The 23,316-nt window shown below is 61.9% G+C and carries 24 protein-coding genes; 20 read left to right on the forward strand and 4 right to left on the reverse strand.

The genetic code is table 11. The features are described from left to right. Positions 1 to 128: 128 nt before the first annotated feature. The 14 genes from C4N9_RS18475 to C4N9_RS18535 all read left to right on the forward strand — a co-directional run bounded on the left by C4N9_RS18475 (position 129) and on the right by C4N9_RS18535 (position 12,890). Positions 129 to 3,743, forward strand: coding sequence for an SIR2 family protein (locus tag C4N9_RS18475; RefSeq protein WP_109534841.1), 3,615 nt, complete (start codon positions 129 to 131; stop codon positions 3,741 to 3,743). A 338-nt stretch (positions 3,744 to 4,081) separates the two neighbouring features. Further along, positions 4,082 to 5,035, forward strand: a complete 954-nt coding sequence (locus tag C4N9_RS21710) for a hypothetical protein (RefSeq protein WP_146195183.1) — start codon at positions 4,082 to 4,084, stop codon at positions 5,033 to 5,035. Between the two features lie 226 nt (positions 5,036 to 5,261). Further along, positions 5,262 to 5,807 (forward strand): HK97 family phage prohead protease, encoded by a 546-nt coding sequence (locus C4N9_RS18480; RefSeq protein ID WP_245902619.1) that lies wholly within the window; start codon positions 5,262 to 5,264, stop codon positions 5,805 to 5,807. 53 nt (positions 5,808 to 5,860) lie between these two features. Next, positions 5,861 to 7,072: a phage major capsid protein gene (locus C4N9_RS18485; RefSeq protein ID WP_210404072.1), complete on the forward strand. Its 1,212-nt coding sequence runs from the start codon at positions 5,861 to 5,863 to the stop codon at positions 7,070 to 7,072. A gap of 80 nt (positions 7,073 to 7,152) precedes the next feature. Beyond that, positions 7,153 to 7,383, forward strand: a complete 231-nt coding sequence (locus C4N9_RS18490; protein ID WP_109534843.1) for a hypothetical protein — start codon at positions 7,153 to 7,155, stop codon at positions 7,381 to 7,383. Next, entirely contained in the window at positions 7,380 to 7,883 is a 504-nt protein-coding gene (locus tag C4N9_RS18495) for a head-tail connector protein (protein ID WP_109534844.1), read from the forward strand. Before C4N9_RS18490 ends, C4N9_RS18495 begins: the two co-directional genes overlap by 4 nt. Next, the gene (locus tag C4N9_RS18500; protein WP_109534845.1) at positions 7,868 to 8,236 is read left to right on the forward strand and encodes a phage head closure protein; all 369 of its coding nucleotides are present in this window, start codon (positions 7,868 to 7,870) and stop codon (positions 8,234 to 8,236) included. The genes C4N9_RS18495 and C4N9_RS18500 overlap by 16 nt, the downstream gene beginning before the upstream one ends. A gap of 8 nt (positions 8,237 to 8,244) precedes the next feature. Continuing rightward, the gene (locus C4N9_RS18505; protein ID WP_245902621.1) at positions 8,245 to 8,598 is read left to right on the forward strand and encodes a hypothetical protein; all 354 of its coding nucleotides are present in this window, start codon (positions 8,245 to 8,247) and stop codon (positions 8,596 to 8,598) included. After that, positions 8,591 to 9,004, forward strand: a complete 414-nt coding sequence (locus tag C4N9_RS18510; RefSeq protein ID WP_109534847.1) for a DUF3168 domain-containing protein — start codon at positions 8,591 to 8,593, stop codon at positions 9,002 to 9,004. The genes C4N9_RS18505 and C4N9_RS18510 overlap by 8 nt, the downstream gene beginning before the upstream one ends. A 93-nt stretch (positions 9,005 to 9,097) precedes the next feature. Next, positions 9,098 to 9,532 (forward strand): phage major tail protein, TP901-1 family, encoded by a 435-nt coding sequence (locus C4N9_RS18515; protein WP_109534848.1) that lies wholly within the window; start codon positions 9,098 to 9,100, stop codon positions 9,530 to 9,532. After that, positions 9,532 to 9,966, forward strand: coding sequence for a GTA-gp10 family protein (locus tag C4N9_RS18520; RefSeq protein WP_109534849.1), 435 nt, complete (start codon positions 9,532 to 9,534; stop codon positions 9,964 to 9,966). Before C4N9_RS18515 ends, C4N9_RS18520 begins: the two co-directional genes overlap by 1 nt. A gap of 135 nt (positions 9,967 to 10,101) precedes the next feature. Continuing rightward, positions 10,102 to 11,916 (forward strand): phage tail tape measure protein, encoded by a 1,815-nt coding sequence (locus C4N9_RS18525; protein ID WP_109534850.1) that lies wholly within the window; start codon positions 10,102 to 10,104, stop codon positions 11,914 to 11,916. Positions 11,917 to 11,970: 54 nt separating this feature from the next. Beyond that, positions 11,971 to 12,240: a hypothetical protein gene (locus C4N9_RS18530; RefSeq protein ID WP_109534851.1), complete on the forward strand. Its 270-nt coding sequence runs from the start codon at positions 11,971 to 11,973 to the stop codon at positions 12,238 to 12,240. Then, positions 12,240 to 12,890 carry a hypothetical protein gene (locus C4N9_RS18535; RefSeq protein ID WP_109534852.1) on the forward strand — a complete coding sequence of 217 codons (651 nt, stop codon included), beginning with the start codon at positions 12,240 to 12,242 and terminating at the stop codon, positions 12,888 to 12,890. Before C4N9_RS18530 ends, C4N9_RS18535 begins: the two co-directional genes overlap by 1 nt. Positions 12,891 to 13,102: 212 nt before the next feature. Here the strand turns inward: C4N9_RS18535 and C4N9_RS18540 are convergent, their stop codons facing one another. After that, complete coding sequence (locus C4N9_RS18540) at positions 13,103 to 16,957, reverse strand: hypothetical protein (RefSeq protein WP_109534853.1); 3,855 nt, start codon at positions 16,955 to 16,957, stop codon at positions 13,103 to 13,105. Positions 16,958 to 17,229: 272 nt separating this feature from the next. On the opposite strand from C4N9_RS18540, the gene C4N9_RS18545 reads away from it, so the two are divergent. From C4N9_RS18545 to C4N9_RS18565, 5 genes are read left to right on the forward strand one after another with little or no spacing between them, the layout of a single operon-like run. Next, the gene (locus C4N9_RS18545) at positions 17,230 to 17,550 is read left to right on the forward strand and encodes a hypothetical protein (protein WP_109534854.1); all 321 of its coding nucleotides are present in this window, start codon (positions 17,230 to 17,232) and stop codon (positions 17,548 to 17,550) included. Between the two features lie 17 nt (positions 17,551 to 17,567). Next, positions 17,568 to 17,792 (forward strand): hypothetical protein, encoded by a 225-nt coding sequence (locus tag C4N9_RS18550; protein ID WP_109534855.1) that lies wholly within the window; start codon positions 17,568 to 17,570, stop codon positions 17,790 to 17,792. A 3-nt stretch (positions 17,793 to 17,795) separates the two neighbouring features. After that, positions 17,796 to 18,467, forward strand: a complete 672-nt coding sequence (locus C4N9_RS18555; protein WP_109534856.1) for a hypothetical protein — start codon at positions 17,796 to 17,798, stop codon at positions 18,465 to 18,467. Continuing rightward, on the forward strand, positions 18,468 to 18,731 hold the full coding sequence (locus C4N9_RS18560; RefSeq protein WP_109534857.1) for a DUF6950 family protein: 264 nt from the start codon (positions 18,468 to 18,470) through the stop codon (positions 18,729 to 18,731). Next, positions 18,728 to 19,753: an N-acetylmuramidase domain-containing protein gene (locus C4N9_RS18565; protein WP_109534858.1), complete on the forward strand. Its 1,026-nt coding sequence runs from the start codon at positions 18,728 to 18,730 to the stop codon at positions 19,751 to 19,753. The genes C4N9_RS18560 and C4N9_RS18565 overlap by 4 nt, the downstream gene beginning before the upstream one ends. Before the next feature lie 3 nt (positions 19,754 to 19,756). Here C4N9_RS18565 and C4N9_RS18570 read toward each other — a convergent pair whose 3' ends face one another. Both C4N9_RS18570 and C4N9_RS18575 read right to left on the reverse strand, forming a co-directional pair. After that, positions 19,757 to 20,155, reverse strand: coding sequence for a type II toxin-antitoxin system HicB family antitoxin (locus C4N9_RS18570; protein WP_109534859.1), 399 nt, complete (start codon positions 20,153 to 20,155; stop codon positions 19,757 to 19,759). Between the two features lie 44 nt (positions 20,156 to 20,199). After that, the gene (locus tag C4N9_RS18575) at positions 20,200 to 20,388 is read right to left on the reverse strand and encodes a type II toxin-antitoxin system HicA family toxin (protein ID WP_109534860.1); all 189 of its coding nucleotides are present in this window, start codon (positions 20,386 to 20,388) and stop codon (positions 20,200 to 20,202) included. A 96-nt stretch (positions 20,389 to 20,484) separates the two neighbouring features. Between C4N9_RS18575 and C4N9_RS18580 the strand changes: the two genes are divergently transcribed. Further along, positions 20,485 to 20,871 (forward strand): hypothetical protein, encoded by a 387-nt coding sequence (locus C4N9_RS18580; protein ID WP_109534861.1) that lies wholly within the window; start codon positions 20,485 to 20,487, stop codon positions 20,869 to 20,871. Positions 20,872 to 21,382: 511 nt separating this feature from the next. Here C4N9_RS18580 and C4N9_RS18585 read toward each other — a convergent pair. After that, positions 21,383 to 23,104 (reverse strand): DNA sulfur modification protein DndB, encoded by a 1,722-nt coding sequence (locus tag C4N9_RS18585; RefSeq protein WP_109534862.1) that lies wholly within the window; start codon positions 23,102 to 23,104, stop codon positions 21,383 to 21,385. Between the last annotated feature and the right edge of the window lie 212 nt (positions 23,105 to 23,316).

The raw sequence follows: 23,316 nt of genomic DNA on the forward strand, positions 1-23,316 counted from the left end.
CCAGGGGCATGTCCTCGGCTGGTTCAGCCGCTCAGCCGACCTTCTCGGCGCAGCCGAACCCGTTAATCAGATCTTCCTTTAGCATTTACTTGTGCAGTTCTTGATCTTGAATTCGACGTGTACTCATCATGCCTCTGCGGTTTTCCGAAGAAGGACCAGAGTTTCCCTCGCCGTTGGTGGATGCTTGGCTCAAGGGCGAGGTTGTCTTCTTGTGCGGCGCGGGAATTAGTGCCCCACAGTTACCTGGCTTTTCAGGTCTTGTTGATCGTTGCTACAATGAACTGAACCTTGAAAAAGATCGTTCCGAGCAATTTTCCTACAGCGAAGGAAGGTTCGAAGAGGTGCTGGGTTCCCTCAGTCGCCGAATTGTTGATCCTGACGAGTTGGTTCGCACGGTTTGCAGCTTGGTCAAGCTGCCAGATGCGCCGGATCTATCACGCCATCGAACGCTCCTCCGGTTATCGCGCGATTTGGAGAACCGGCCAAACATTGTCACTACAAACTTCGACACCTTGATCGAGCACGCCTGGACGCAGGAGGGTGCGCCCCGGGAGGTTATCGCAGGGGCGAGTTTCGCGGGCCAAGCGCTGCCCATGCCTGGCAGTGCAGGGTTTCAAGGCATCATCCATATACACGGCCGCATCGGCGACCCGGCCATCGACGTGGATCAGTCCGCCCTCGTGATGACCAGCGCCGACTATGGCGACGCCTACATGAGGTCCGGTTGGGTCTCTCGGTTTCTATTCGACCTGTGTCGCTGCAAAACGGTGGTGCTGGTCGGATACAGTGCCAACGACGCGCCGGTTCGGTACTTTCTCAACGTGCTAGAGGCTGACCGGACGCGCTTTCCGGATCTTCGTACTGTCTACGCTCTTGATGCTGCTCGGGACAGCGAGGAGGACACGATAGCGCGTTGGGCGGCCTTGGCCGTTGAGGTGCTGCCTTATCGGGCTGTGATCGGCCCAGACAATCAGCAGCAGCGCCATACCGCGTTGTGGCGAGACCTGGAGAAGCTCGCCGACCTCGTTGAGACGCCCAAAGCGACACGCCGTCGCTGGGCTTCGGACCTCCTTTGCAAGCCATTTAGTGAAGCGAGCCCGACCGAGCTCGATTGGGTCGCATGGCTCTTCAAGGGGAAACGCGACCTGTTCGACCTCGTTATTAACGTCATCCAAGACAGCGCTTGGCTTGATTTCTGTGCTGAACGGAGGCTTTGGACGGAGCAAGAAGCTGATTGGATATCGGCGGCATGGGCGAGCAAGGACTTGCAGAGCAAGGCACGCTTTAAGGCGGCGATCAAATGGAACGCCAAGCTAGGACACGGTTTTCGATTGCAGCTTGGCCTTCGGTTAGGCCGATCGCCAGAGTTGCCCGAACTTTGGCGCCAAGCTTGGCGCCTCCTGGCGACAAGTGAGACACAGGGCTTGGACTGGGATGATCGATCCTACGTTGTGCGGCGAGAACTTGCGTACGAACCTGTCTTGTATGCTTACTTGCGAAAGGCTGTGCGTTTCCTGTCGCCGCGGCTCATTCTTGAGCCGAACCGGCGCGAATTCTACGGCTCTCCAACTCCAGACCCTCCTGAGCGTCTGACGGACCTTACTTGGATCAGGTTGGGCGTTCCCGACCGCGGCGGCGCGGCTGAGTTGCTCCATGCGCTGCTTAGGCAGCCTCAGCCCCTCGTGCTCATCGGTCTGGCTACGGCTGCGCTGCGAGACGCGGTCGGCTTGGGTGCCGACGCCGGCTTGGTCACCGATGACTTCGACCAGCTCGACACCGGCGTCCCGTCGATCGAGCCCCACAGCCAGAACAAGCACCAAGATGGTATCATCTTCCTCACCGAACTGCTTGCGCGCCTTCTCCCCTTGGTTGCGGCTACCGATGCCGATGTGGCCCGGCGATGCGCAGAGGAGTGGCGCGCAATACCGAGCCGCGTCGGCGTCCGACTCTGGATGCATGCGCTTCGCGATTCGAGCCTCTACGACTCCACACATGCCATGGCGGGGCTGCTTGGTCTATCGCTCGATGACTTCTGGAGGTCTCATCGCGAGCTGGCGCTGCTTGTGCGGGAACGCGCGAGTAGCGCCGACCAACAAGTCATCGCTGCCTTGGAGCTGCGCATCCGAACCGAAGCTCGCCCGCACTACCAGCGCTATGAGATTGAGGACGGCCAGCCCGACTGGCGCGACTACGCTCGAGACCAAGAGGTCTGGTTCCGTCTTAACATGTTGGCCGCTGCGGGAGCCTTGTCGGGCGAGGGTGCCGAAGAGCTCGCCACGCTCACCGCGCGTCATCCCCACCTGAACCGCGAGGTCGCGGACCGAGACTTCTTCAAGATCTACTCTTCTGGTGTGAGGTTCATCGCGGGAGACGCTACCGAAATAACCGAGGCCCCAGACGATGATCGGCTTCGGGTTGCTCAAGAGTCCCTGAGTAGCCACGACTTCGAGAAGCGACGCGGGTGGAGTGCCTTTTGCAACTCCACCCCAGAGGGCGCTTTCGAGGTTCTGCGCGGCGCGCCCTTGGGTGAGATCAACGCCCCCCTGTGGTCCGAACTGGTCAGCGCCTTGGCGCATGACAGCGTACTGACGGACGATGTCCGGCGTAACCTGATCCTCTTGATCTTCGATAGGCTTGACGCAGCTGACGATCAGTTCCTGGTTCTCATCGTCCGAAACCTGGCGGACCTATACTGTTCGACGCCCCGTCGAGCTGAAACTGCTGTCGCGGCTTGGTGGCCCAGGCTTTTCCAAGCGGCGGTCGCGGTCGACCGCGACGAGATTGAAGAGGACCGCAACATAGTGGACCGGGCGCTCTACTCGCCGACTGGCAGGCTGGCAGACGCGGTACTCGTTGAGCTCGATGAGGTGCGCAAGTCAGGCGGAGGAGCTGCGCCAGCCTTGATCGGCAACCTGGTCGCGGCTGCGGGCGCTCCAGGTTACTCTGGCGCCCTCGCAAGGGCGAGCCTCATGCACAACCTAGATTTTGTCCTTTCTTTCGACGTCGGAGAGGTCAACGAGAGCCTTGTGGCGGCCGTGGGTGGCGACGGCTGGGAGGCGCGCGCCCTACGCCGCGTCCTCGTCAGCCACGACCAGCTCTCTGCAGCGGCCACGCGAATGTTTGGACAAGCCATCGTGGAGGGAGCGACGTCCTTGGGCTCCGAAGAAAGAGCCGACTTGGCGGCGTTCAACCTTCTCTTCCCGGTCTTGGACACGATGAGAGGTGATCACGAGACTGAACAATGGGGCATTAGTGCGGACGATGCGGCCAAGGCTCTGAGAGAGGGGTCGCTGGCCTTACGGGCGGGAGCGCTTGAGGTCGTCGCCGGTTGGGTCAATGAGATGGAGGAAGGGCCTGCGGCCTCTTGGCGAGCCGTGATCGCCCCCCTGATGGCGCGCGTTTGGCCTCGTGATAGGCGCTTCAAGCACCCGAGGTTGAGCCAACACTTCGCGGAGCTCGCCGTGGCTGCCGGTGATGCCTTCCCAGACGCACTCAGCCAACTTCAGCCGTACATGACGCCGCTTGAGGGCTACAACATTCCATTCGTAATCGAGAGGTCCAAAGCGCCAGAGGCTCATCCAACCGAGACCTTGGCTCTTCTTTGGACGCTTTTCGGACCAAACAGCCAAGCCGAGGCCCATGGAATTTCGAAGATACTTGATCGTTTGATTGCCAGCGATCCCAAGCTGGAATGGGATCGTCGACTTCAGTGGCTTGACCAGAGGTATCTTCATTATGATTGATGCTTTGAGCTGGGAGCGACCGCGGTCGGGCGTCTGATGGAAGGGCAGCTTTTCGGGTTTTGCGGCTTGGGCGCCTCAACTGTTCTAACGTCCGCTTTGGGCCGGGAGCGACGTAGCGCTGGGAAGGACCAAAGGCTGGCCCTCGCCGCGAGGCCGCATGGCCGCTTCGAGCCCTTCTTGTTCGATGTTGCACAATCGAGGAATGTCCTATTTTCTGCCGCCTGCTGGCCCGCAAAGAACTAGTTTTATGAGGGTGGGAATGCTGTGAATGAAATATGTCACTTCAACCCGGCGACCGGCAATAATAATCTCAAGTCCAGCGGGGCTAAGGAATACAAATGACTGGCCATACCCGAGTAATCATGCCCCATGTCCACATCATGAGATCGTTCGATGATGAGGCCGGTAAGAGGATCGTAGTTTCGGGTGTTCTTCTGCCGCACTTGATTGAGAACTTAATTCTCTCGGGTGCTCTCGAAGTTCTGATTACTGACGGATGGCGATACTCTAATGACTTCCACAATGAACTTGAGAAGTTGCCGCCGTCTTCTAGGCGATATGTCAATATTATTAACGCGGATACACGCACACAGCGTATTTCTGACGAAATTTTTGAGCCGGTGCTGGAGGAGTTTGGATTGAGACTTCCACACTCTTCGGCCTATGTTTCGCTTCGAAAAGTAAGTTCCAAAGAAGAAAGAACGGCTCGCGAAGCTGCTATGCGAGCCCATGGAATGATGCCAAGGTTTCTGGAAGCGCTTTTCCACAAAGCCCATTTTCATTTCGATATTAAAGGATTCGTGAGCTGCTTGGAAATTGTCAGGCTGCAGAGCAGAGACGCCGATACCCGAATAAAGCTAGCTGGTTTACAGGCAGTACTATCGACCTATAAGCCGTTTGAGATGTCTGCTGCATTGGTGCTCCCTGAGGCTTCGAAGGCGCACGCAGATCGGCTGATGGAAATCGTGCTGTCCAGCGAATACAAAGCGCTTTCCGCCGAGCATTCAGCATTGGGAGGATTAACCAATATCTCTCATGTTGTGTCCCAAATTGATTTGCGCGTTAGGAAGCTCCTCAATAGGAGCGGAACAAAAGGTCTCTTGCGCTATACTTCTAAAGCTGCATCTGCTGCGAGCGGTGTCCCTGTCCCTACTACGGATTTCGCAGAGTCTTTAATAAAGGATGCATTCCTGCCGCCAACTTTGGATATGTCTGATATTATCTCCAGAGCAAAGCAAGAGCTGGCGGGAAGTGATGGAGAGATCGACAAAAGGAAATTTCTTGGTTTGTGAAGATATAGGCACATTCGCTGTGCATCAGTTTTGTTTGAGCGCCATAGTCTAATAGCAGGCATGTAGTGCCCTTCTACAAGCGTCTGTTTAGTCCGGCACTGCCGACCTTGGTCTGCAAGGCAATGCTGCACGATGCCATGGATGATCGGTTCGGGCAAACTGCATCGCAGCGGTAGCCGACCCGGTGAGTGTCCTGAGAGGGCCGAAAGCGTCATGGCGATTTGCGTTGGCCGCGCATGCCGCGCGCGGCTCGATGCCCAAGATGTTCTGGCAACACGATCCCAACCAGCCGATCGGCAAATGGATTGCGGCCGCTGAGGACGAGAAGGGGTTGCTGGTCTCGGGCCAGCTCAACTTGGGCGTGCAGCGGGCACGCGAGGCCTATGAGCTGTTGAAGGCGGGCGACATCGACGGGCTGTCGATCGGCTACCGGATCCGGGGCTACGAGGTCGACGAGGACAGCGATGTCTGGACGCTGACGAAGCTCGACCTGCGCGAGGTTTCCATCGTCAGCATCGGCGCCAATGAGCATGCGACGGTCGCCTCGGTGAAGTCCGGGCGCCGGGCGCTGGAGCTGGCAGACAAGCTGAAGGCCGGGGAAAGGCTGACGGCGCGGGAGTTCGAGGATCTGCTGAAGGGGAGCTTCGGCCTCTCGAAGGCGCAGGCGGAGCGGGCCGCGCACCTCCACCTGAAGGGGAGCACCCCTGACGGTCGGGGGGATCCCGGCGACGCGGCAGACGGCCTTGCCTTCCTGCAGGCCCTCGCAGGCTGACGCCTGCACGAACCAACACGACACACCACACTCTATATATACAGGAGATCCCTATGTCGGGTGACACGAAGACGGCTGAGCAGCTGGCGGCCGAGTTCAAAGCTGCCAACGAGAAGGCGATCGATCAGGTTAAGGCGCTGGCCGAGGATGCGCTGGGGCGCGCCAAGGCGGGCGAGAAGCTGACCGAGACGCTCAAGACCGATGCCGATGAAGCGCTCATCAAGATGAACGAGCTCGGCGCGCAGGTCACCGAACTGGCGCAGAAGCTCGCGCGGGGTGGCGGCGACGGCAAGGCCGAGGCGAAGTCGATCGGCACGCAATATGTCGAAAGCGAGGACTTCAAGTCCTGGGCCGAGGGCCGCCCGCGTCAGGGCAAGGCGGATATGGCGGTGAAGGCCACGATCACCACGTCCACCACGGATGCGGCGGGCTCGGTGGGCGCGGCCACGGATCGCACGCGGCTGCCGGGTCTGCAGGAGCTGCCGCAGCGCCGGCTCACGGTGCGCGACCTGATCTCGCCCGGCCGGATCGACAATGCCGCGCTGGAATATATCCGCGAGACGGGCTTCACCAACAACGCGGCGCCGGTGGCGGAAGGCGCGGCGAAGCCTGGCTCGGATATCCAGCTGGAGCTGATCACCACCTCGGCCAAGGTGATCGCGCATTGGATGAAGGCCTCGAAACAGGCGCTCGCCGATGTCTCGATGCTGAGCTCGCTCATCGATCAGCGGCTGCTCTTCGGCCTCGCGCTGGTCGAAGAGAACCAGATCCTGCACGGCGACGGCACGGGGCAGAACCTGCACGGGATCGTGCCGCAGGCCTTGGCCTATACCGTGCCGCCTGAGCTCGTGGCCGAGGATCTGACGGTGATCGACACGCTGCGCATCGCCATGCTGCAGGCGGTGCTGGCCGAGTTCCCGGCCACGGGCCATGTCCTGAACCCGATCGACTGGGCCTCGATCGAGCTCACCAAGGACACGACCGGGCGCCATATCATCGGCGCGCCCAAGGGCGAGGCGGCGGCGTCGCTCTGGCGGCTCCCGGTGGTCGAGACGCAGGCGATCACGGCGGGCAAGTTCCTCACCGGCGCCTTCAAGCTCGGCGCGCAGGTCTATGACCTGTGGGATTCCCGCATCGAGACCGGCTTCGTCAATGACGACTTCACACGCAACCTCGTGACGATCCTCGCCGAGGAACGCATCGCGCTGGCGGTCAACCGGCCCGAGGCCTTCGTCTACGGCGATCTCGCGCCGGTCGCGCCGTAACGGCGCGCAGCTTCGATGAGTTCCAGCGCCGCGCGGGGATCGCGCGGCGTCTCTTCTCTTCCTCTGAAAGGACAATCCTCATGGCAAGCTTCGATGTTCTGCGGCCCCATATCGGGGACCGGCCCTATGCCCAGGGCGACACGCGCGAGGCCGATGCCGCCTCGGTCAAGCACCTCGTCCGCGCGGGTGTGCTGGCGGCGCAAACTGACGGCGACACCAAGAAGGCCAAGGCACCCGCGAACAAAGCCGCGCCGAAGCCGGCGAACAAGGCAGACCCGGCGGCGGCGAACAAGGCGGCAGCGCAGGAATGACGCCCGTGCTGGTCACGCCCCCGACGGGCGAGCTGATCGATATGGAACAGCTGAAACTGCAGTGCCGCACCGATGGTCCGGAAGAGGAGCAGCTCCTCGCAGGCTATGTCGCGGCGGCCATCGGCTGGCTCGACGGCTGGGGCGGGCTGCTCGGTCGCGCGATCCAGCCGCAAAGCTGGGCGCTCGATGTCTCGGCGGCGGGGCGGATCCGCCTGCCGATGCCCGACGTGGTCTCGGCCTCCGCCGAATACGCCTCTGAGACCGCGCCGCTCGCACTCTCCATCGATGCCGGCGGCGCCGTGGTCGAGGTCACCGCCCCCTGCCGCCTCCTCTTCGACTGCGCCATGCCCGAGCCCAAACGGGCGCTCGCCACCCAGGCCGTCATGCTCCTCGCCGCCACCTGGTTCCGATTCCGCGAAACCGTTGGCACCGCCAGCATGAATGAGCTGCCCTTCGGCGTCCGCGCCCTGGTGCAGGCGCTGAGATGGAGGCGGGTGTGACGGCGGCGGGTCTCTTGCGCGATCGCGTGACCTTCCAACGCCTGGTCCCGGGCGATGATGGCTATGGAAACACGGTGTCAGACTGGGCGAACATGGAACGCGCCCCGGGCAAGCCCCTGACAGTCTGGGCGGAAGTGCGTGTAACGCTCGGCCGCGAACGCGTCGCGGCGGGCCGGATCGAGGCAAGCCGGACCGCGACGATCCGCATCCGCGCCTCGTCCGAGGTAGCGAGTCTGACCGAAGCCGACCGGGTGATCGCGCAGGGTCAGGTCTGGAACATTCGCGGCATCGCGCCGGCTGGCAATGACCGCGAGCTGCTGGAGCTTCTGGTCGAGGGCGGGGTTGCGACATGAGCAAACGGGTGATCGGCGCGGACCGCGTCATGCGCAAGATATCGCAGCTTCCCCGGAAGCTGCAGCAGGACATCGCCGCGGCCAATGCCAAGAGCGCAACCGAGCTTGCGCGCACCGCCAAAGTCCTCATTCCCGTGGGCGGCGATGTGCATGGCGACGGGCACGAGCGCGAGAAAATCACCGTGACACCGCAGGAGGATGGCGCGCAGCTCGTCGACTTCGGCCCCAAATCGAAGGTCATCGAGGGCAAGCGCGGGCCGCGTCCCTTCGTCAATCCCGCGCTCTCGGTCACTCGCAAGCGCCACAAGAACCGGGCGAAACGCGCGGTCAACAAGGCCGTGAAAGGCCTCTTCCATGACTGACGGCCCCGCGCTCGCGCTGCAGGCGGCGGTGATCGCGGCGCTGCGCGCGGATTCCGGCGTCGCGGCGCTTGTGGGCGCGCGGGTCTATGATGAGCCGCCGCAGGACGTGGCCTTCCCCTATATCCGCTATGGCACCGACAATCTCGCGCCGCTGCGCCTGTCGGGCGAGTGCGTTGACGAGGATGTCGCCTTCAGCGTCGAGGTCCATTCCCGGCCCGTTGCCGGGCGGGTCGAGGTCAAGCGCATCGCCCATGCCGTGCGCGCGGCGCTCGACGACCAGGGGCTGATCCTGCCGGGCTTCCGGCTCGATTGGCTGCACTACACCACGCAGGCGATCAGCCGCGCCAGCGATGGCGCGAGCTACATCGCCACGATTGCTTTCGAGGCCGCCCTCTCGGCTGCCTGATCTATCCCCGTACGGGGTGCCCTATCCGACCCTTGGGCAAGGTCGTGCTGGTCCGCGGTAAAGCGCGCCCGGCCCATAGATGGAGCCCTTCCCATGGCAAAGCAGAAAGGCCGGCTGATGCTGGTCCTCATCGATCTTGGCACCGAGGGCGCGGACTTCGCCAAGCTCTGCGGTCTGCGCTCGAAATCCCTGACGATCAACAACAGCGAGATCGACGTCACCACCGCCAATTGCGAGAATCCCGGCGATCCGCTCTGGACCGAGGTCATGGCGGGCGTGAAGCGCGTGGCGGTGTCGGGCAACGGCTACTTCAAGACCGAGGCGACCGAGGCGCGGCTCAATACGGTGGCGATGTCCGCCGATCCGATCTGCAACTTCCAGATCATCGTCCCGGGCTTTGGCACCTTCGCGGGCGCGTTCATGGTGCAATCGGCGGAATATGGCGGCGAACAGGAGGATGGCGTGACCTATTCCCTGTCGCTGGCCTCCTCGGGGCCCGTGACCTTCACCGCGCTGCCGGCAAGCTGATGGCGATCGCCGCGACGGCCCGGGGCCGGGAAGAGATTCTCGGCGGGCAGCCGCACCGACTGCTCCTGCGCAATGGTGAGATCGAACGCTTCGAGCTGCAGCACGCGCCGCTTGGGGTGTTCGAGCTCTTCGATCAGCTCTTCGGGCGCGGCCCGGCGCCGCAGGTCCGGCATGTGCGCGACATCATCGCGCTGGGGCTGGTGGGGGCCGGGATGAGTGATCGTGCGGCCGACGAGCTGATCGCGGGCCTTCCGCCATCCGAGAACATGAGTCTGCGCCTGATCGCGCAGCGTCTCCTCGGCCTCACCTTCCTGCCCGATGCTCTGGAAGCCCGGCCGGGAAAGCCCGGGGCTGGATCGCAAGAGGGCGCAGAAGCGGCCCGGCCCGACCCCATTACGACGCCCGCGCCCGCGTCCGAAACCTCTGCGGGGTGATGCAGCTTCTGCCCGCACAGGTTCGCGCGATGACCCCCGCCGAAACCGATCTCCTGGTGCAGGGCTGGAACGAGGCGCAGGCCGATCACACGCCCGCGCCCACCGATGCCGAATACGAAGAGCTGGTGGCGAGTTATGGCTGACGAGAACCTGGAGCGCATCACGATCCTGCTGCAAGCGCGCGATCGCGATTTTGCGCGGGCGATGGAGCGCAACAACAAGGCCATCGCGCGTCTGACGCGGGATGCCAGCCGCGACACCGCGCGGATGCAGCGGCAGGTCGAGGGGAGCTTCCAGCGCATGAGCACGAGCGCGCTGAGCTTCGGGCAGAATTTTGCCCGGGGGCTGGCGGCGGGTGCGATCACCGCAGCGACGGGGCTCCTGACCCAAGGCCTGCGCCAGACCGTGCGCGGCATGGCCGAGGTGGGCGATGAAGCGCGCCGCGCGGGGCTTGGTGTCGAGGCTTTCCAGGAATGGCTCTATGTCGCCAGCCAGCGGCGGATCCCGGTTGATGCGATCGTCGACGGCTTCAAGGAGCTGAACCTGCGCGCGGATGAATGGATCGAGACCGGAGGCGGCGCGGCGGCCGAGGCGTTCGAGCGTCTGGGCTTCTCGGCCGAGGATCTCGCGCGGCGCCTGCAGGATCCGTCCGAGCTGATGCTTGAGGTGTTCCGGCGCATGCGGGATCTCGACCGCGCGGCGCAGATCCGTGTCTTCGACGAGGTACTGGGCGGCGCCGGCGGTGAGCGGTTCGTCGAGCTGATCGGCCTGGGCGAAGAGGGCTTGCGCCGGATGATGCAGGCCGCGCGCGAGACGGGCGCGGTCATGAGCGAGGAAATGGTCGAGCGCGCGGATGTGATCGACCAGAAGTTCACGGACGTGGTCAACACGCTGATGCGGCTGGGGCGCGAGGCCGTCGTCGGCTGGGCGATCATCGGCGAGAGTATCCACGACGCGCTGACCACGGATGCGACCGAACAGGCCGAACAGGATTTTGCAGCGCTGCAGCGCGACGCGGCGGATCTGCAGCAGGGCATCGAGAACCTGGCCGCGACTGCCGAGCGTATGGGCGAGGATCAGCTCGCCTCTGCGCTCGGAGAGCTATCGGACGCGATGGTCCTGGTGACCGATTCCTTCAATGACGGCACGATCGACGCGGAGACGTACCATCGCCTTCTGGGCCGTATTGCCGATTCCGCTGACAATGTGGTCGAGCACGTCACGGCGATTGACGATATCCAGCTGAGCGCGGTCGGGCGGGTCATCGATGGGCTGCGCGCGCGGCTGGAGACGCTGGCGACGACGGCACGGGAAACTGCCGCCGCCGTGCAGATGAACACGCAGTCGGAGTTCGGCCAGCCGCTGGATCCGAATGGCCCACTATTGCCACCGACCGCGCAGGCGCCGCTGACCTCGCCGCGTCCCCGACGCGCGCCGAATGAGGGCAGCGCGGCTTATGGCGAGGGGTCCGGGTCCGGATCTGGCGGCGGCGGCGGTAGCAACGGGTATCGCGAGGCGGTGGCGGATATCGAGGCCCGCACCCGCGCGCTGCAGCTCGAAGCGGCGGCGCTGGTCGCGGTGGCCGGGTCCAACCAGGACTATGGCAGCGCCATCGAATACGCCCGGGTGCGCGCGCAGCTCATGAACGATGCGCAGCGCGAAGGTCGCCGCCTCACGCCCGAGCTGCAGGCCGAGATCGACGCGCTGGCGCAGGCCTATGTCACGGCGGGACAGAGTGCCGCGGAGGCCGCCGACACGCTGCGGCGGATCCATGACGATGCGGACCGGGGCGCGGATGCCATCGCGTCGATCTTCGAGGCGATCGGGCAGGGCGGCGATGCGGCGCGCCAGGCGCTGGCGCGGCTCTTCCAGCAGATGGCATCAAGCCAGTTCCAGCGGCTTCTGTCGATGTTCGGCGGCACAAGCGGGGGCGGCTCGATCCTGTCCTGAATCGGCGGGCTGATCGGCGGCAAGCGCGCCGGCGGCGGCGGGGTTGAGGCGGGCGTGCCCTATCTCGTGAACGAGAACACGCCCAATAGTGAGGTGTTCATCCCGTCGCGCTCGGGCGGGGTCTTGAACGTGGCGCAGGCGAAAGACGCGATGCGGGGAATCGGCGGCGCGCCCACCAATATCCACGTCCATATCGACGGCGCCAATGGCGATCAGCATGTGATCGCGCTGGTCTCTCAGGGGGTACGGGCCGGGCTGAGCCAGTATGACCGCGCGCTGCCCGGGCGCGTGAAACAGATACAAGCCAACCCGAGGCGCTCCTGATGGCTCTCACCTTCCCGCTGCCGCAGGCCGCGTTCTTCGCGGGCCTGCCGGTGGCCGAGTGCCGCTTCCACCTGCCGGCCTCGCTCAATATCAGCCGCACGCGCGGCGGGGCGATCAAGACGGCGCGCATGGCCGAGCGGCTCTGGACCGGGCAGCTGGTCCTTCCGCCGCGCCGCTATGCCGAGGCCGCCCGCATCGAGGCCCTGATCTCCGCCCTCTCCGAGCCGGGCCGCAGCTTCCTCGCCCATCCCCTGCCGATCACCGCGCCGATCGCCGATCCGCAGGGGCTGATCCTCGGGGGCGCGACGCCCTCGCTGCACTCCGTCGTGCAAGGCGGGCGCGAGATCCGCGTCGCGGGGCTGCCCGAGGGCTATGTCCTGACCCCGGGCGACATGTTGGGCGTGGTCTATGGAAGCAACCCGACGCGCTACGGTCTGCATAGGTTGGTGAGTGGGGCGACGGCGACAGGGGCGGGGATCACGCCGGTCGTCGAGGTCACCCCGCCGTTGCGACCGGGCGTTGCTGCCGGAGCGCCGGTGTCGCTGGTGCGGCCCGCCATCAAGGCGGTGCTCATCCCCGGCCAGGGAGCAAGGGTCCGACCGGGGATGGTGGAAGGGATCGTGCTCGATTTTGTGCAGACGTTGGGGTGAACGGGGGGGGGAGCTGTTGCGTCGTTGTGGGGGCTGAGATGGAGATGTGCGCCCAAATCAAAAGAGCACTAACGGCACTCATGCCGGGGCCTCAACCCCCTGCTTCGATGCTCCGGATACAGCCCAAATGGTCGAAAATCAGTGTATCCCGCCACTTTGCGAACGCCCACGCCTATATCCGATTGGGAATCCGCCTAGTCTCGTACGAGATATTACTCGAAGCGCTGCTCGCGTTCTTCATCTCTTTGTCTGTCACGCACGCGTTCTTGTTCGATTTCCATGGCCAGTCGATCTGACACTGATTTAGCGGACTTGGCGATCTCTTCCTGCTTATGCTGGGTCAGTTTGGCAATGGCATCTACTCTTGGCTGCATGACATCAGCACGGCTCCCAGACCACAAAGAAGGAGTGACGCGATCCGCATAGGAATGAAGGATTGGTCCGGGTTCTGGCGCGGCTTCGAGAAACTTAATAGCAGACGTGGTAATAGAAGAACCATCTCTGCTCCCGTCCCCTTTCTCCCAAAGCCTAATGCCCGAAGCGACCAAGCCCCAGACTTCCGGTTCGTTCTTCTGCTGACACCAGTCAATCAGGTCGGCCACGTCAATTTCGGAGATCGGGCCGTGTCGAATGCCCCCCCGACTGATGAAAAAAGAGCGTCGATGCTGTTGGTCCTCTGTTCCTTGGAAGACACGATTGAGAAATGGATTTGGCATTAGCCTCGCTGTCACCCCAATAGAGTTCTCGAATGAATGAATGTAGCCAAAACGCTCATCCACGACAGAGAAGATGGCATTAATCCATTCAGTCTTTTCAGCGTCATTGCCATCGTATGTTAGTGCGGCCACGATGACGTTTTCCATATAATGGTCTTTTATCCCATTACGATCGTTGTGATCCGCTAACAGCGATTTGGTTGCCGCTTTCAAGCCAATTTTTCTCAGTTCGGGTCCCAACGTATCTTCGGCAGGGTCTGTTCCGTGCAACTTCATGCTCAATGCTTCGAGTAGGGTTGCGTCGCCGTTGGGCTTCTTCAGTAACTGTTGTGCAAGCTCTAACAAACGTTCGGACGGCAGGTGGCCGTAGCTGTCCCGCCAAAGTACAGGTCCGAACATCCGAGTCTGCGTTTCTCCATCTTTGAGCAGAGACATGCATCGATTCAAATCGGCTTCTGAGAAGTCACCTGATGGATGCAGGCCCACAAGCACATTCTGCAGATCGGAGTGTGCCGCACATTCGTCCAAAAGCTCTTGGGAAAGCTGACGATCATTGGCGGCAACTTCTTTGATGAAGCCTCCAATCACCGAATAGTCGTTATTAGAGCCGGAGAACCGAGCAAGGTGTTCCAGCAGTTTTTTCCAGCTATCTCTATAGTTGAGAAAACCCTTCGCAAGACCGATCCCAAACGCCCAGCGATAGGGCATCCACTCACCGGAAAACAGTTCAGAACCCAACTCTTCGAGTTGATGATCAGATGCTGAAAAGTCTTCGCCCAAACCGATTGCCGTAGTGGCAAGTCGATCTTCAGCCGCCCTGTACTTATCATCGCTGCTATCATCGAAGTCGTCATCAAGTGCCCAATAATCGTGCCCTTTGCCAAGCACGTATGTCTTGATCTTCGCGATCAAGTCGCGAGGCTCCAGCTCCCGGTCTAGAGCAGCAAGGTCTTCGGGAAGCGGCTCCGGCTCAGGTTCGTTTTTTCGCCTAATATAGTTGAAGTAGATAGTTGAACGAACGGCCTTCCAGCCTTCCCCCCATGGCTGTTGGTCATTGATCGCCCGCGCCGCTTGGATTAGATTTCCCCTTATTGCTTCATGGTGCCACAAACCGCGAAACTCATTTGCCAGAACCAGCCGCGCACGGCTTTTGATGTCTTGGTCTTCCGAATGCGCAAGCCGCACCGCGAGATCGATGAAAGCAGTCCTCCACTCGACAAGTTGGTCATGGTTTGGGCTGTAGCCATAGTCCCTGGGGCGTGCCCCAAACTCGTTGAGCCCAAAGCTTGTCCACGGCGGTCCACCCAATGCTGTTGTGAGCAAAATGACACCCAGGGCACGTCGCCGGGTGTTCACGGAGCTTAGGCACTGCTCAACGATGGCAAGGCGTTGTGCCAAAGAAGCATGTGTGCCAGACAAATAGGGTTGAAAGAACCTCGAAATTTTTCCGCTTGCGGCGTCGTAGTTGTTGCTTTCGTCTTCATGGTCGGCAACGCGAAGCAGAAGCGACATGCACCGGTCAAATGCATGTGGTTCGTACGCTAGGGATTGAAGCAGGTTGAGGATCGTGGTCCTACGAGGGTTATGCTTCGGCTCCATTCCCTGAAAATCTGGAGCGGTGAGTTCGGCTTCGATCCGATCAAGCAGCACATCCGGTGCGACAGGTCCAATATAGTCAAGCATCTTCGACCCTTTCTCATCGAGGTTAGAAATGCGCCCCAATAGTCCATCCGGTTGCAGCCATGCCTTAACAATCTCTCTCGCGACAGGGTGATCGTGCATCAGGCCAAGCCTATGAGCGAATGACATTAAAAGCCGTATGTTTCCATGGGCTTCGAATGTTGATCGAAGGGTCTCTATGGAGACGCTCTCAAGCGATGAGTTCGCCAATCTGTTTGCTACTGCATGGGGAAGTATAGCTCTCCAATGGCCTCTCTTTTGAACAACATGGCGGTCGGCTAGCATCTTCGTGGCTCGAAACAGTTGCGCCTTATTGTATCCTGAAATCGAGCCCAAAACTTCCAATTCATTTTGACCAACCTCAGGATCAGAGACCGAAAACGAATACACAAGAGAAAGAGTCTCGGCCTGTTCCCGAAGCTCACCATCTTGTCCCTTCCGTTGCTGGAAAAGCCGATCGAACAACTCGGCGTCAGATAGTTCTGCTAGGCTCTCACCTTGTTCAACCCTTTCTGCAATAGCCAAGGCTACCCTAGCATTGCCGTCGGCAAAATCGGCTACCCGCCGTGCATTGCCTTGTCCAATTGCGGGAAACCGTCGCAGAATAAGTTCTTCGGCAACTTCTGGGCCATTGGCCTCAATATGAATTACTTCTGTCGTCTGCGGCTTATCGTCCCTGATATCGTATTCGACCGTGATTAGACTAACATCACCACTTGCTGCCGACACTCTACTTGCCAGTGCCGAATGCAGTTCGGACGGGCAGTTATCGAGGACCATCACCGCGCGGCGCCCTTCAGAAATTAGGCGGTCAAGCATTGCAGATGCCGACGGATCAGGGTCTTGCCCTGTGTCCACATAGACAGCGATCGTCCTATCCAGCGGATCGTCCCCTACGGCTTCGTCAAAAAGAGCTTGAACAATCCGTGTTTTGCCAACACCGGAAAGCCCAGTGATGCGGATCGCCTTGTTTGACGTGCGGACAAGACGCCGCATAGGCTCAATGGCGTCTTTGATTGAAAGTCCCTGGCCTCGCTCTGTCGGCACATAAACGGTGACGCCTGGGGCCGAGATGAGCATGTCAGGCGATCCTTTAGGCGGATTACTCCATGCCCCATATGGTTGCCAGCCAGTATAGCCCTGTCCGAGCTTCCCTTTTACCCAAAGCAACACTGATGGATGTTGTCTTAACCATTGTGCTAGCTTGGAGCGATCGAAGAAGTCGACGTGAATTTTTTCCGCGTTAAGATCACTTGCAACGGCCTCCTGCATTGCGTCGAGACGATGCTTTTTCATAGGCGGGGAACAATCGTCGGCGAGGCTTACGATGATATAAGCGCCCCCGATCTTTGCTTGGTTTGATACTGTTGAATTGAGTTTTCCGTCCTTCGTCATTTCTGCTGCAATCGCAGACTTCGGCATCGAGTCCTTTTTGGATTGCAGGATCGTATCTGGACGGGAAAGGAACCCTGTGGCCAGTTCAGGCGTGTCAACCTGCACATGGATGTCGATGCCTTCGTCGGGAGCCTTGATTGAGCCCGACCAACTGACACCCGCAGGGCTATGCCCATGTGCTGCAATTTCTGCCTCGGCTAGCCTCGCTATCAACTCTTCTAGCAGAGTGTCGGACAGCCGCAGCAAGTCATCCTTTTCAATATCAAAAATCGCCATCTAGGAACTCCAGCACATCCATTTGGTGATTTACCATATAGCAGTAACAGCATTTATCTAGGCATGCGGCAAGCATACCCTTGGGGCAGAAGGTTCATCTGGTGAATGCCCGCACCTAAATCCAACTGAACGATACTACCGGCGGCTTGGAGTGCTTGCTCTATAGCCGGCAAATTTTAGTGTCTGTTAGTACAATGAAAGCCCACTCCCCACCTATCTAACACCGCCGCCCCAGATCTGGCACTCCCCCCCCAACAAAAGGACCCCTCCCCATGTCCCACCACGCCCAATTGGCGCGGCGCACGTTTGCGCCTTTGTTCCCCGGCGACACCTCTCCCGCCGATCTCGACGTTGCCATGCTCGAGGGCAGCGCGTCTTTCCTCGGCGATCCGCGCCCGCGCTCGGTCCGCATGGTTGTCGCCACGGGCGGCGCGCGGGTCGAGGCGGTCCTGACGCCCGACATGATGGCGATGCTGGTGCATGCCGCGCTGGATGCCACGCGGGCTGCCGGGGGTTTGCCCTCGCAGGAGCAGGGCGCGCCGGCCTCCGACACCGCGCCCGATCCGGCGCAACCCGCTGATTTTGTGAACTGAGACGAGGAGACACACCAATGAGCGACACCCAACGTCCGAGCTTTACCCGCCGCGCGCAGACCGAGGCTGAGGCGGCGCATCTTGCCCGGCTTGATGATCTGGCGGATCAGATGATCACCGAGCTGCACGCGATCGGCGGCACCGATCCGGAGGGCTCCGAGCTCGCCTCGCAGGCGCTGGCCTTCGCTGCGCAGATGACGCGCCAGGCCATCGACCAGGCCAAACGCCACCTGACAGCCTGATCCATGCGTGCTCTCCCTCCCGCTGTCGCCGCGCATTACGCGGCGGGCGGTCATGCCGATGTGCAGGTGCTGGTCTGGATCACCGCGCGCGATCGGGAGACCGGCGCGCCGCAGTCCCTGGGCTTCTGGTCTGGCGCCGATCACCAGGTGATCGAGGTCGCGGGCGAGCTGCGCACCTATTACGGCGTGGGCGCGCTGCTGGGCTTCGAGCCGGTCGCCTCGGTGTCCTCGGCGCAAGAGCGCGTCTGGTCGCTGTCCGTCTCGCCGCTTCACGATCAGATCGCCGAAGCCATCCGCCTCTATGATGCCCGCCTCGCGCCTGTCGAGGTGCATGAATGGCACCACGACCCGCTGACGCATCTGCCCCCGGCCCCGCCGGTCCGCGTCGTGCGCGGCACGCTGATGGAACTCGATATCCCCACGCCCCCTGACGGGCAGGACAGCGCCGCCACGCTCAAGGTGGTCTCGGACGCGTGGCGGCTGACGCAAGGGCTGACCCTCAAGCGCAGCGATGAAGCGCTCAAAGCGCGCAGCGGCGGGGCCGATCGGTTCCGGCGCTATAACAGCCTTGTCGGCATCAATGTCTGGTGGGGCGAGAGAGCCGCAACGGATGCGGGCGGCGGCAGGCCGCGCCCGCCCGTCGATGGTCCGAACACGGGCTGGCAGGACAGGTAAATGCACAAAACACCGGGTTGGCAAAACCGGCTGGTTGCGTATCTCGCAGCCGCCGGGCGGGAGAGGTTTGTGCCGGGGCAGCACGATTGCGCGCTGTTCGCCTCGGGCGCGCTGGCGGCGATGACCGCGATGGAACAGCGCGTCGAGATCATGCGTGGGCAAGCCGCCTCGCAGGCCGTCCAGCTCGGCCGCATCGAGGAAGGTCTCGCCGGGGTCCGCACCGACATCAACCGATTGATCACCAGCCTGGAGCGCATCCGATGACCGCGACACCATGGATCGGGGCCGCGATGCCCCGCGATTTGTCCCCCGCCGATTTCCAGCGCGCCGCTGCGGCGCTCAGCTGCGACCCGGCCGCCCTGCGCGCGGTCTGGGAGGTCGAAGCCTCGGGCCAGTGCTTCGACGCCTCGGGCGGCGTCCTGCGCCGCTTCGAGCCGCATCACGTCCCGCGCCCCCTCTGGCCTGCGATGGGCTTCGCGCCGCGCGCCGGGCAGGCCCCGTGGCGCGCGTCGCTGGCGCTGTCGCGATCCGCCCGGGCGCGGATGTTCGCCACCGCCGCCCGGATTGATCTGGACGCCGCGCTGATGGCGTCGAGCTGGGGCGGGCCGCAGATCATGGGCTTCAACCATGGTGCGGCGGGGCATGCTTCCGCGCTGGACATGGTCGAGGCGATGGCCACCGGCGCGCCCGCGCATCTCGATGCCTTCGTGGCCTTGGTGACGGCGTGGGGGTTGGATGCCGCCTTGCGCGCCCATGACTGGCTGACCTTCGCCCGGCGCTACAATGGAAGCGGGCAGCCCGAGGTTTATGCGGCGCGGATCGAAGCCGCGTTCCGTCGTCACTCCGGCGGTGCCCGCTCGCCCGTGGTGCTGCGCATCGGCGATCGCGGCCCCGCTGTCGCGGTGCTGCAAGAGGCCCTCGGCATCCCCTCGGATCGCGCCTTCGGCCCCGTGACGCTCGAAGCCGTTGAAGCCTTCCAGCGCGCGGCGGGACTGCCCGTCGATGGCGTGGTCGGGCGGCGCACCTGGGAAGCGCTCGGCGTCGAGGCACCCGTCGCGGCCGATGCCCCCGCGCAGCGCTCGACGGCCGAACGCCGGACGGATCTTGCGGCAACGGCGGCAGGCTACGTCGCGCCCGTCGCGGCGGCGGTCCCGGCCGTGGTCGCCCTGCAACCCACGCTGCCCCCGGTGCTGTGGCAGGTCGGGCTTTGGGTGGCGTTCGGGTTGGTGTTGGTCTGGGTCGCGCCGGTGGTGCTGAGGCGCGTCAGAGGGGCATGGCGCGCGTGAGCCTCAGGCTGCCCCGGTCAGTTCACGCCGCGCAGCCGAGGCAAGGAAGGAAGAACGGTTCATCCCTCGCGCCTTCGCCGTCTCGTCGATAGCCTGCAAGAGCCCGCGCTCCATGGTGATATTGACCCGCTGCACCGCCGTGTCGGCGGGGATATAGGGAACCGACAACAGCGACGCGCCCGCGCGCAGGGCCTCAGCGACCTCGGGCCGTGCTCGGATCTCAGACAGCGAGGCCGGCGCGACCGAGGGCATATCCTCAAACCACAGATCCAGCGCTTCATTGGCCGCCGACGGAATATCATCCCAATCATCGGCCGAGGCAAAGCAGCCGGGCAAATCCGGGAAGGTGAGGCCGAAAGCGCTGTCGCCTTCCTGGTGAACAATAGCCGTATAGTAGCGCATCCTGTCCTCCTTGACGTCGATGCGAGAGGCGATGGAGGACCGGGCTAAAGTAGCCCGGCCTGCTGGTAGATGCCCTTCACGGTTCCCAAGGGCAGGTCTTTCTTCGGATGCGGCAGGATCACCGTGCGATCCCCTTTCCGAAGCTTGAGGTGCGATCCGCGCTTGGACACTTCCTCGAAACCCGCGTCTTTCAGAACCTTCAGGAGGTTTCGGGAATTCGTTTCTAGCTCCATCGCCCCTCCTTTGTGAGTATTTATATACACACAAAGGTTCGGCGCGTCAATCGGGATACACACCATAATGCGCATCGACATAGCAAGGGAGTTGCGATGACGATCCTTATCAGCCTCTTTGCACCGCTGGTTGGCCGGGCCCTCGCGCGGGTGCTGGCGCCGGTTCTGCTGATCCTCGCCGCGCTCGGCGTCCTCTGGGGCGCTGTTGCGTGGCATGACGCTCGAATCGAGGCGCTACGGGCAGAGATCCGCGACGCCATGGCGCGCGAGGCCGAGGCGGCGGCGAATGCGGCCGAGCTTGCCGCCGCCTGGCGCCTCTACACCGCCACCCGCGCCGCCGGGGATCAACTCGCCGCCGCCCGAACCGAAGCCGAGCGCGCCGCCGCCGCGCGGCGCGCAGACCTTGCCCGCTATATCGAGGACAATCCCCATGCGCCTGATGATTGCGCTGTCAGCCCTGATCTTCTGCGCCTCTTGCGCTGACGGCCCCGCCGCCCGCATCGCCTCGGCCGAAGCCCGCCGCGTCGCGGCCGAGGCGCGGGAATTGCCCGCGCTGCCGGAGTGGTGTCGTCGCGAGCATGAGACGCATGTGGCTGTTGGGGATCCGTTGGACGTAGCGCTAGCGCGCGTGGCGGCGGATCGGCGGGCGTATCGGGACCAGGTCAGGATCTGCGCGGGGTGGTATGAGGGGGTTAGTAGGGAGCTTTGAGCATTTTGGGCGGGAAGACGACCTACGCTGCGCTCTGCACGAACGGTAGGCTTGGGCGGGAAGCGGAAGTTCGCTGCAGCCTGAGCGAGTGACCGCGATGCGCATATGCCGGACGTTCTCGCGACTTTCGTCGTTTGTCTACATCTGGGCGGCAAGCGGCAATCCCTCTCATGGTAGGTTCGCCGCGCAGAACTTGACCTGAACTCTCATCGGTCTCGATTTTCGAAGGGTTGCGGCACCTCAGAACGAACACCAAAACCGAGGTACCGCACCGTATCAATCGGGTTAAGTGATTTCCTTTCGCCACTCGTCAGCAAGAACCCACGCGCCGGTCATATCCTGGAGATGCCAGTCCAGCCATCCGTTACGGCTAGTTTGCGTGACCGCATGGGAGGCGGCTGAAAAGGATTTGAAGCCGTCACCATACCCTTCGACAACCAGGAGCCCATTTACAATCTTTCCATGGTAGTCCTTGCCGCCATAGGAGAAACGACAGCTAGTGCCATCGGCTGGAAAACCATGAGATTTGGTATCAGCGTCGCTGCGGTCGGCGGTCGAGTGACGATTGGGCAGATCCATTTTCCAGCGGATCATGTCTCCAAGGATCGGGTAGATATCGTTGTGCTTCGCGCCGAAGCGCATAACCCCACCCTGAAAAGCGCCAAGGTCGCGGTTGGACTCCGGCGTAATCAAGCCTTCGTCGGGAAGGAAATCGGCCAACCCTTCAATCTCCAGATCTGAGCGTTCTTCCTCGGACATTTCGTAGTAGCGCCACATCGGGTTGGCGTGGTTAAAGTTGGTGTCGGCGAGGTTGGCGACAAGCCGGTCGAAATGCTCACGACCGTTCTCAGGGCGCCGGTTCGAGTACAGCAGGTCGAAGGTGAGTTTGGCCAGCGCCTTTAGTACCACAGGCTGAGCAGCCACAGTCTTGAGCTTGGCTTTGTCTTCGCCGAACCCCGGCAAGGCGCTGATCGCTTCCCAGAGTCTTGCGATGTCCTCCTGCCTTTCTGCAACGACGAGAGGAGTCGCAGTGCGCGCGTTCGTCTTGTTGAGGAAGGCGATCGAGTTGATGGCAGCAAGATCCTTTCGCAACATAGATCCATCGTCTTTTGCCCAGTCCTTCGTGTCGCGTTCGGTAACGGCAATACCGATGCCCTCTTCTAGAACAACGCGCACGAAGTTGTTGATCGGGTTGCCCTGATCGAACTCAGTCGCCTGGGAGACGTTGATCTTCTTCCCGAGATTGTTGAGGTCGTGGAAGAGCTGGCGTTCCTGATCGATGCCTAGCCCTAAGTGGAACTCGATCTTAATGGTCGCAAAGGTGCGAGCGCACTCAAGAGCCTCAACCCAGACGAGCATTTCGTCTTCGCTGACCTCACCCTTAAGTTCGATAATTCCACCGCGCCCAGGATAGCGTCCTGTTCGCGTCACTTCCTTGAGCCAGTCCATCAGCATTTCGCCACCGTAGCGGCGGTGCTGGCCGTCCACGACCCACCAACGGTAGGTCCGCGGCATGAAGACCTTGAAGCCAACTGTCTCGCCGGTCTTAGTCATGCCGCGTTCAGCACGGATCGAGGGGTTGTTTGGGTCGATTGCTCGAATGTTGGCCACCACAGGCTGCAATGCACAATAGGGCTTGGTCCCCAGACGATCCTGGATTCCGGAATAGATTTGGGGGATAGGCTTGCCCTGCAGCCTGCGCCGAACTTTGGCGGCGTTGATCAACCCTTTCAACATGAAGCCGGCAAAGCTTTTCGCGTGATTGGGATCGAGGCGCCGCTGAGCGATGTCGCCCTTGTCGGGATCATTCGCGATCTCCGACCACTCGACGAACGTCGCGAGTTTCACGTCCGCGGACCAGGTGGGGTTGCCCAAGTTATACCCCATCAACACATTCACGGGCTCGTCGTCAGTCCCAAGGTCGAGCATCGAACTGAGGTTGGTCAGCTTTCCTTCCGCCTCTTCCGAAACCATCGCCTTCGGCATTCCATCGGTACTTCCAAACATCGAGCTACTCCTGAATCTGTCTCATGAGCACAGCAGTAATTCATCGGAAGCCAGGGGTCAATAAAAAATGTCCCTGGAATGTTTTTTCGAGGGCCTGTGCAGCGAAAGTTACAACCCAGGCATGCCCTCCGGCCCGGACGTCGGCCTTGGACGCCATGCCGCGTGATCAAGAATGTAGCGTAATGGTTGGGAGCTGACCTCCGCTGCGCCGG

It is taken from the genome of Pararhodobacter marinus, from assembly GCF_003122215.1.
GTDB classification, from domain to species: Bacteria; Pseudomonadota; Alphaproteobacteria; order Rhodobacterales; family Rhodobacteraceae; genus Pararhodobacter; species Pararhodobacter marinus.

Coding starts and splice junctions, on each gene's coding strand:
- C4N9_RS18475 (WP_109534841.1), top strand. CDS start 129: ATGCCTCTGCGGTTTTCCGAAGAAGGACCAGAGTTTCCCTCGCCGTTG.
- C4N9_RS21710 (WP_146195183.1), top strand. CDS start 4,082: ATGACTGGCCATACCCGAGTAATCATGCCCCATGTCCACATCATGAGA.
- C4N9_RS18485 (WP_210404072.1), top strand. CDS start 5,861: ATGTCGGGTGACACGAAGACGGCTGAGCAGCTGGCGGCCGAGTTCAAA.
- C4N9_RS18490 (WP_109534843.1), top strand. CDS start 7,153: ATGGCAAGCTTCGATGTTCTGCGGCCCCATATCGGGGACCGGCCCTAT.
- C4N9_RS18495 (WP_109534844.1), top strand. CDS start 7,380: ATGACGCCCGTGCTGGTCACGCCCCCGACGGGCGAGCTGATCGATATG.
- C4N9_RS18500 (WP_109534845.1), top strand. CDS start 7,868: ATGGAGGCGGGTGTGACGGCGGCGGGTCTCTTGCGCGATCGCGTGACC.
- C4N9_RS18510 (WP_109534847.1), top strand. CDS start 8,591: ATGACTGACGGCCCCGCGCTCGCGCTGCAGGCGGCGGTGATCGCGGCG.
- C4N9_RS18515 (WP_109534848.1), top strand. CDS start 9,098: ATGGCAAAGCAGAAAGGCCGGCTGATGCTGGTCCTCATCGATCTTGGC.
- C4N9_RS18520 (WP_109534849.1), top strand. CDS start 9,532: ATGGCGATCGCCGCGACGGCCCGGGGCCGGGAAGAGATTCTCGGCGGG.
- C4N9_RS18525 (WP_109534850.1), top strand. CDS start 10,102: ATGGCTGACGAGAACCTGGAGCGCATCACGATCCTGCTGCAAGCGCGC.
- C4N9_RS18535 (WP_109534852.1), top strand. CDS start 12,240: ATGGCTCTCACCTTCCCGCTGCCGCAGGCCGCGTTCTTCGCGGGCCTG.
- C4N9_RS18540 (WP_109534853.1), bottom strand. CDS start 16,957: ATGGCGATTTTTGATATTGAAAAGGATGACTTGCTGCGGCTGTCCGAC.
- C4N9_RS18545 (WP_109534854.1), top strand. CDS start 17,230: ATGTCCCACCACGCCCAATTGGCGCGGCGCACGTTTGCGCCTTTGTTC.
- C4N9_RS18550 (WP_109534855.1), top strand. CDS start 17,568: ATGAGCGACACCCAACGTCCGAGCTTTACCCGCCGCGCGCAGACCGAG.
- C4N9_RS18555 (WP_109534856.1), top strand. CDS start 17,796: ATGCGTGCTCTCCCTCCCGCTGTCGCCGCGCATTACGCGGCGGGCGGT.
- C4N9_RS18560 (WP_109534857.1), top strand. CDS start 18,468: ATGCACAAAACACCGGGTTGGCAAAACCGGCTGGTTGCGTATCTCGCA.
- C4N9_RS18565 (WP_109534858.1), top strand. CDS start 18,728: ATGACCGCGACACCATGGATCGGGGCCGCGATGCCCCGCGATTTGTCC.
- C4N9_RS18570 (WP_109534859.1), bottom strand. CDS start 20,155: ATGCGCTACTATACGGCTATTGTTCACCAGGAAGGCGACAGCGCTTTC.
- C4N9_RS18575 (WP_109534860.1), bottom strand. CDS start 20,388: ATGGAGCTAGAAACGAATTCCCGAAACCTCCTGAAGGTTCTGAAAGAC.
- C4N9_RS18580 (WP_109534861.1), top strand. CDS start 20,485: ATGACGATCCTTATCAGCCTCTTTGCACCGCTGGTTGGCCGGGCCCTC.
- C4N9_RS18585 (WP_109534862.1), bottom strand. CDS start 23,104: ATGTTTGGAAGTACCGATGGAATGCCGAAGGCGATGGTTTCGGAAGAG.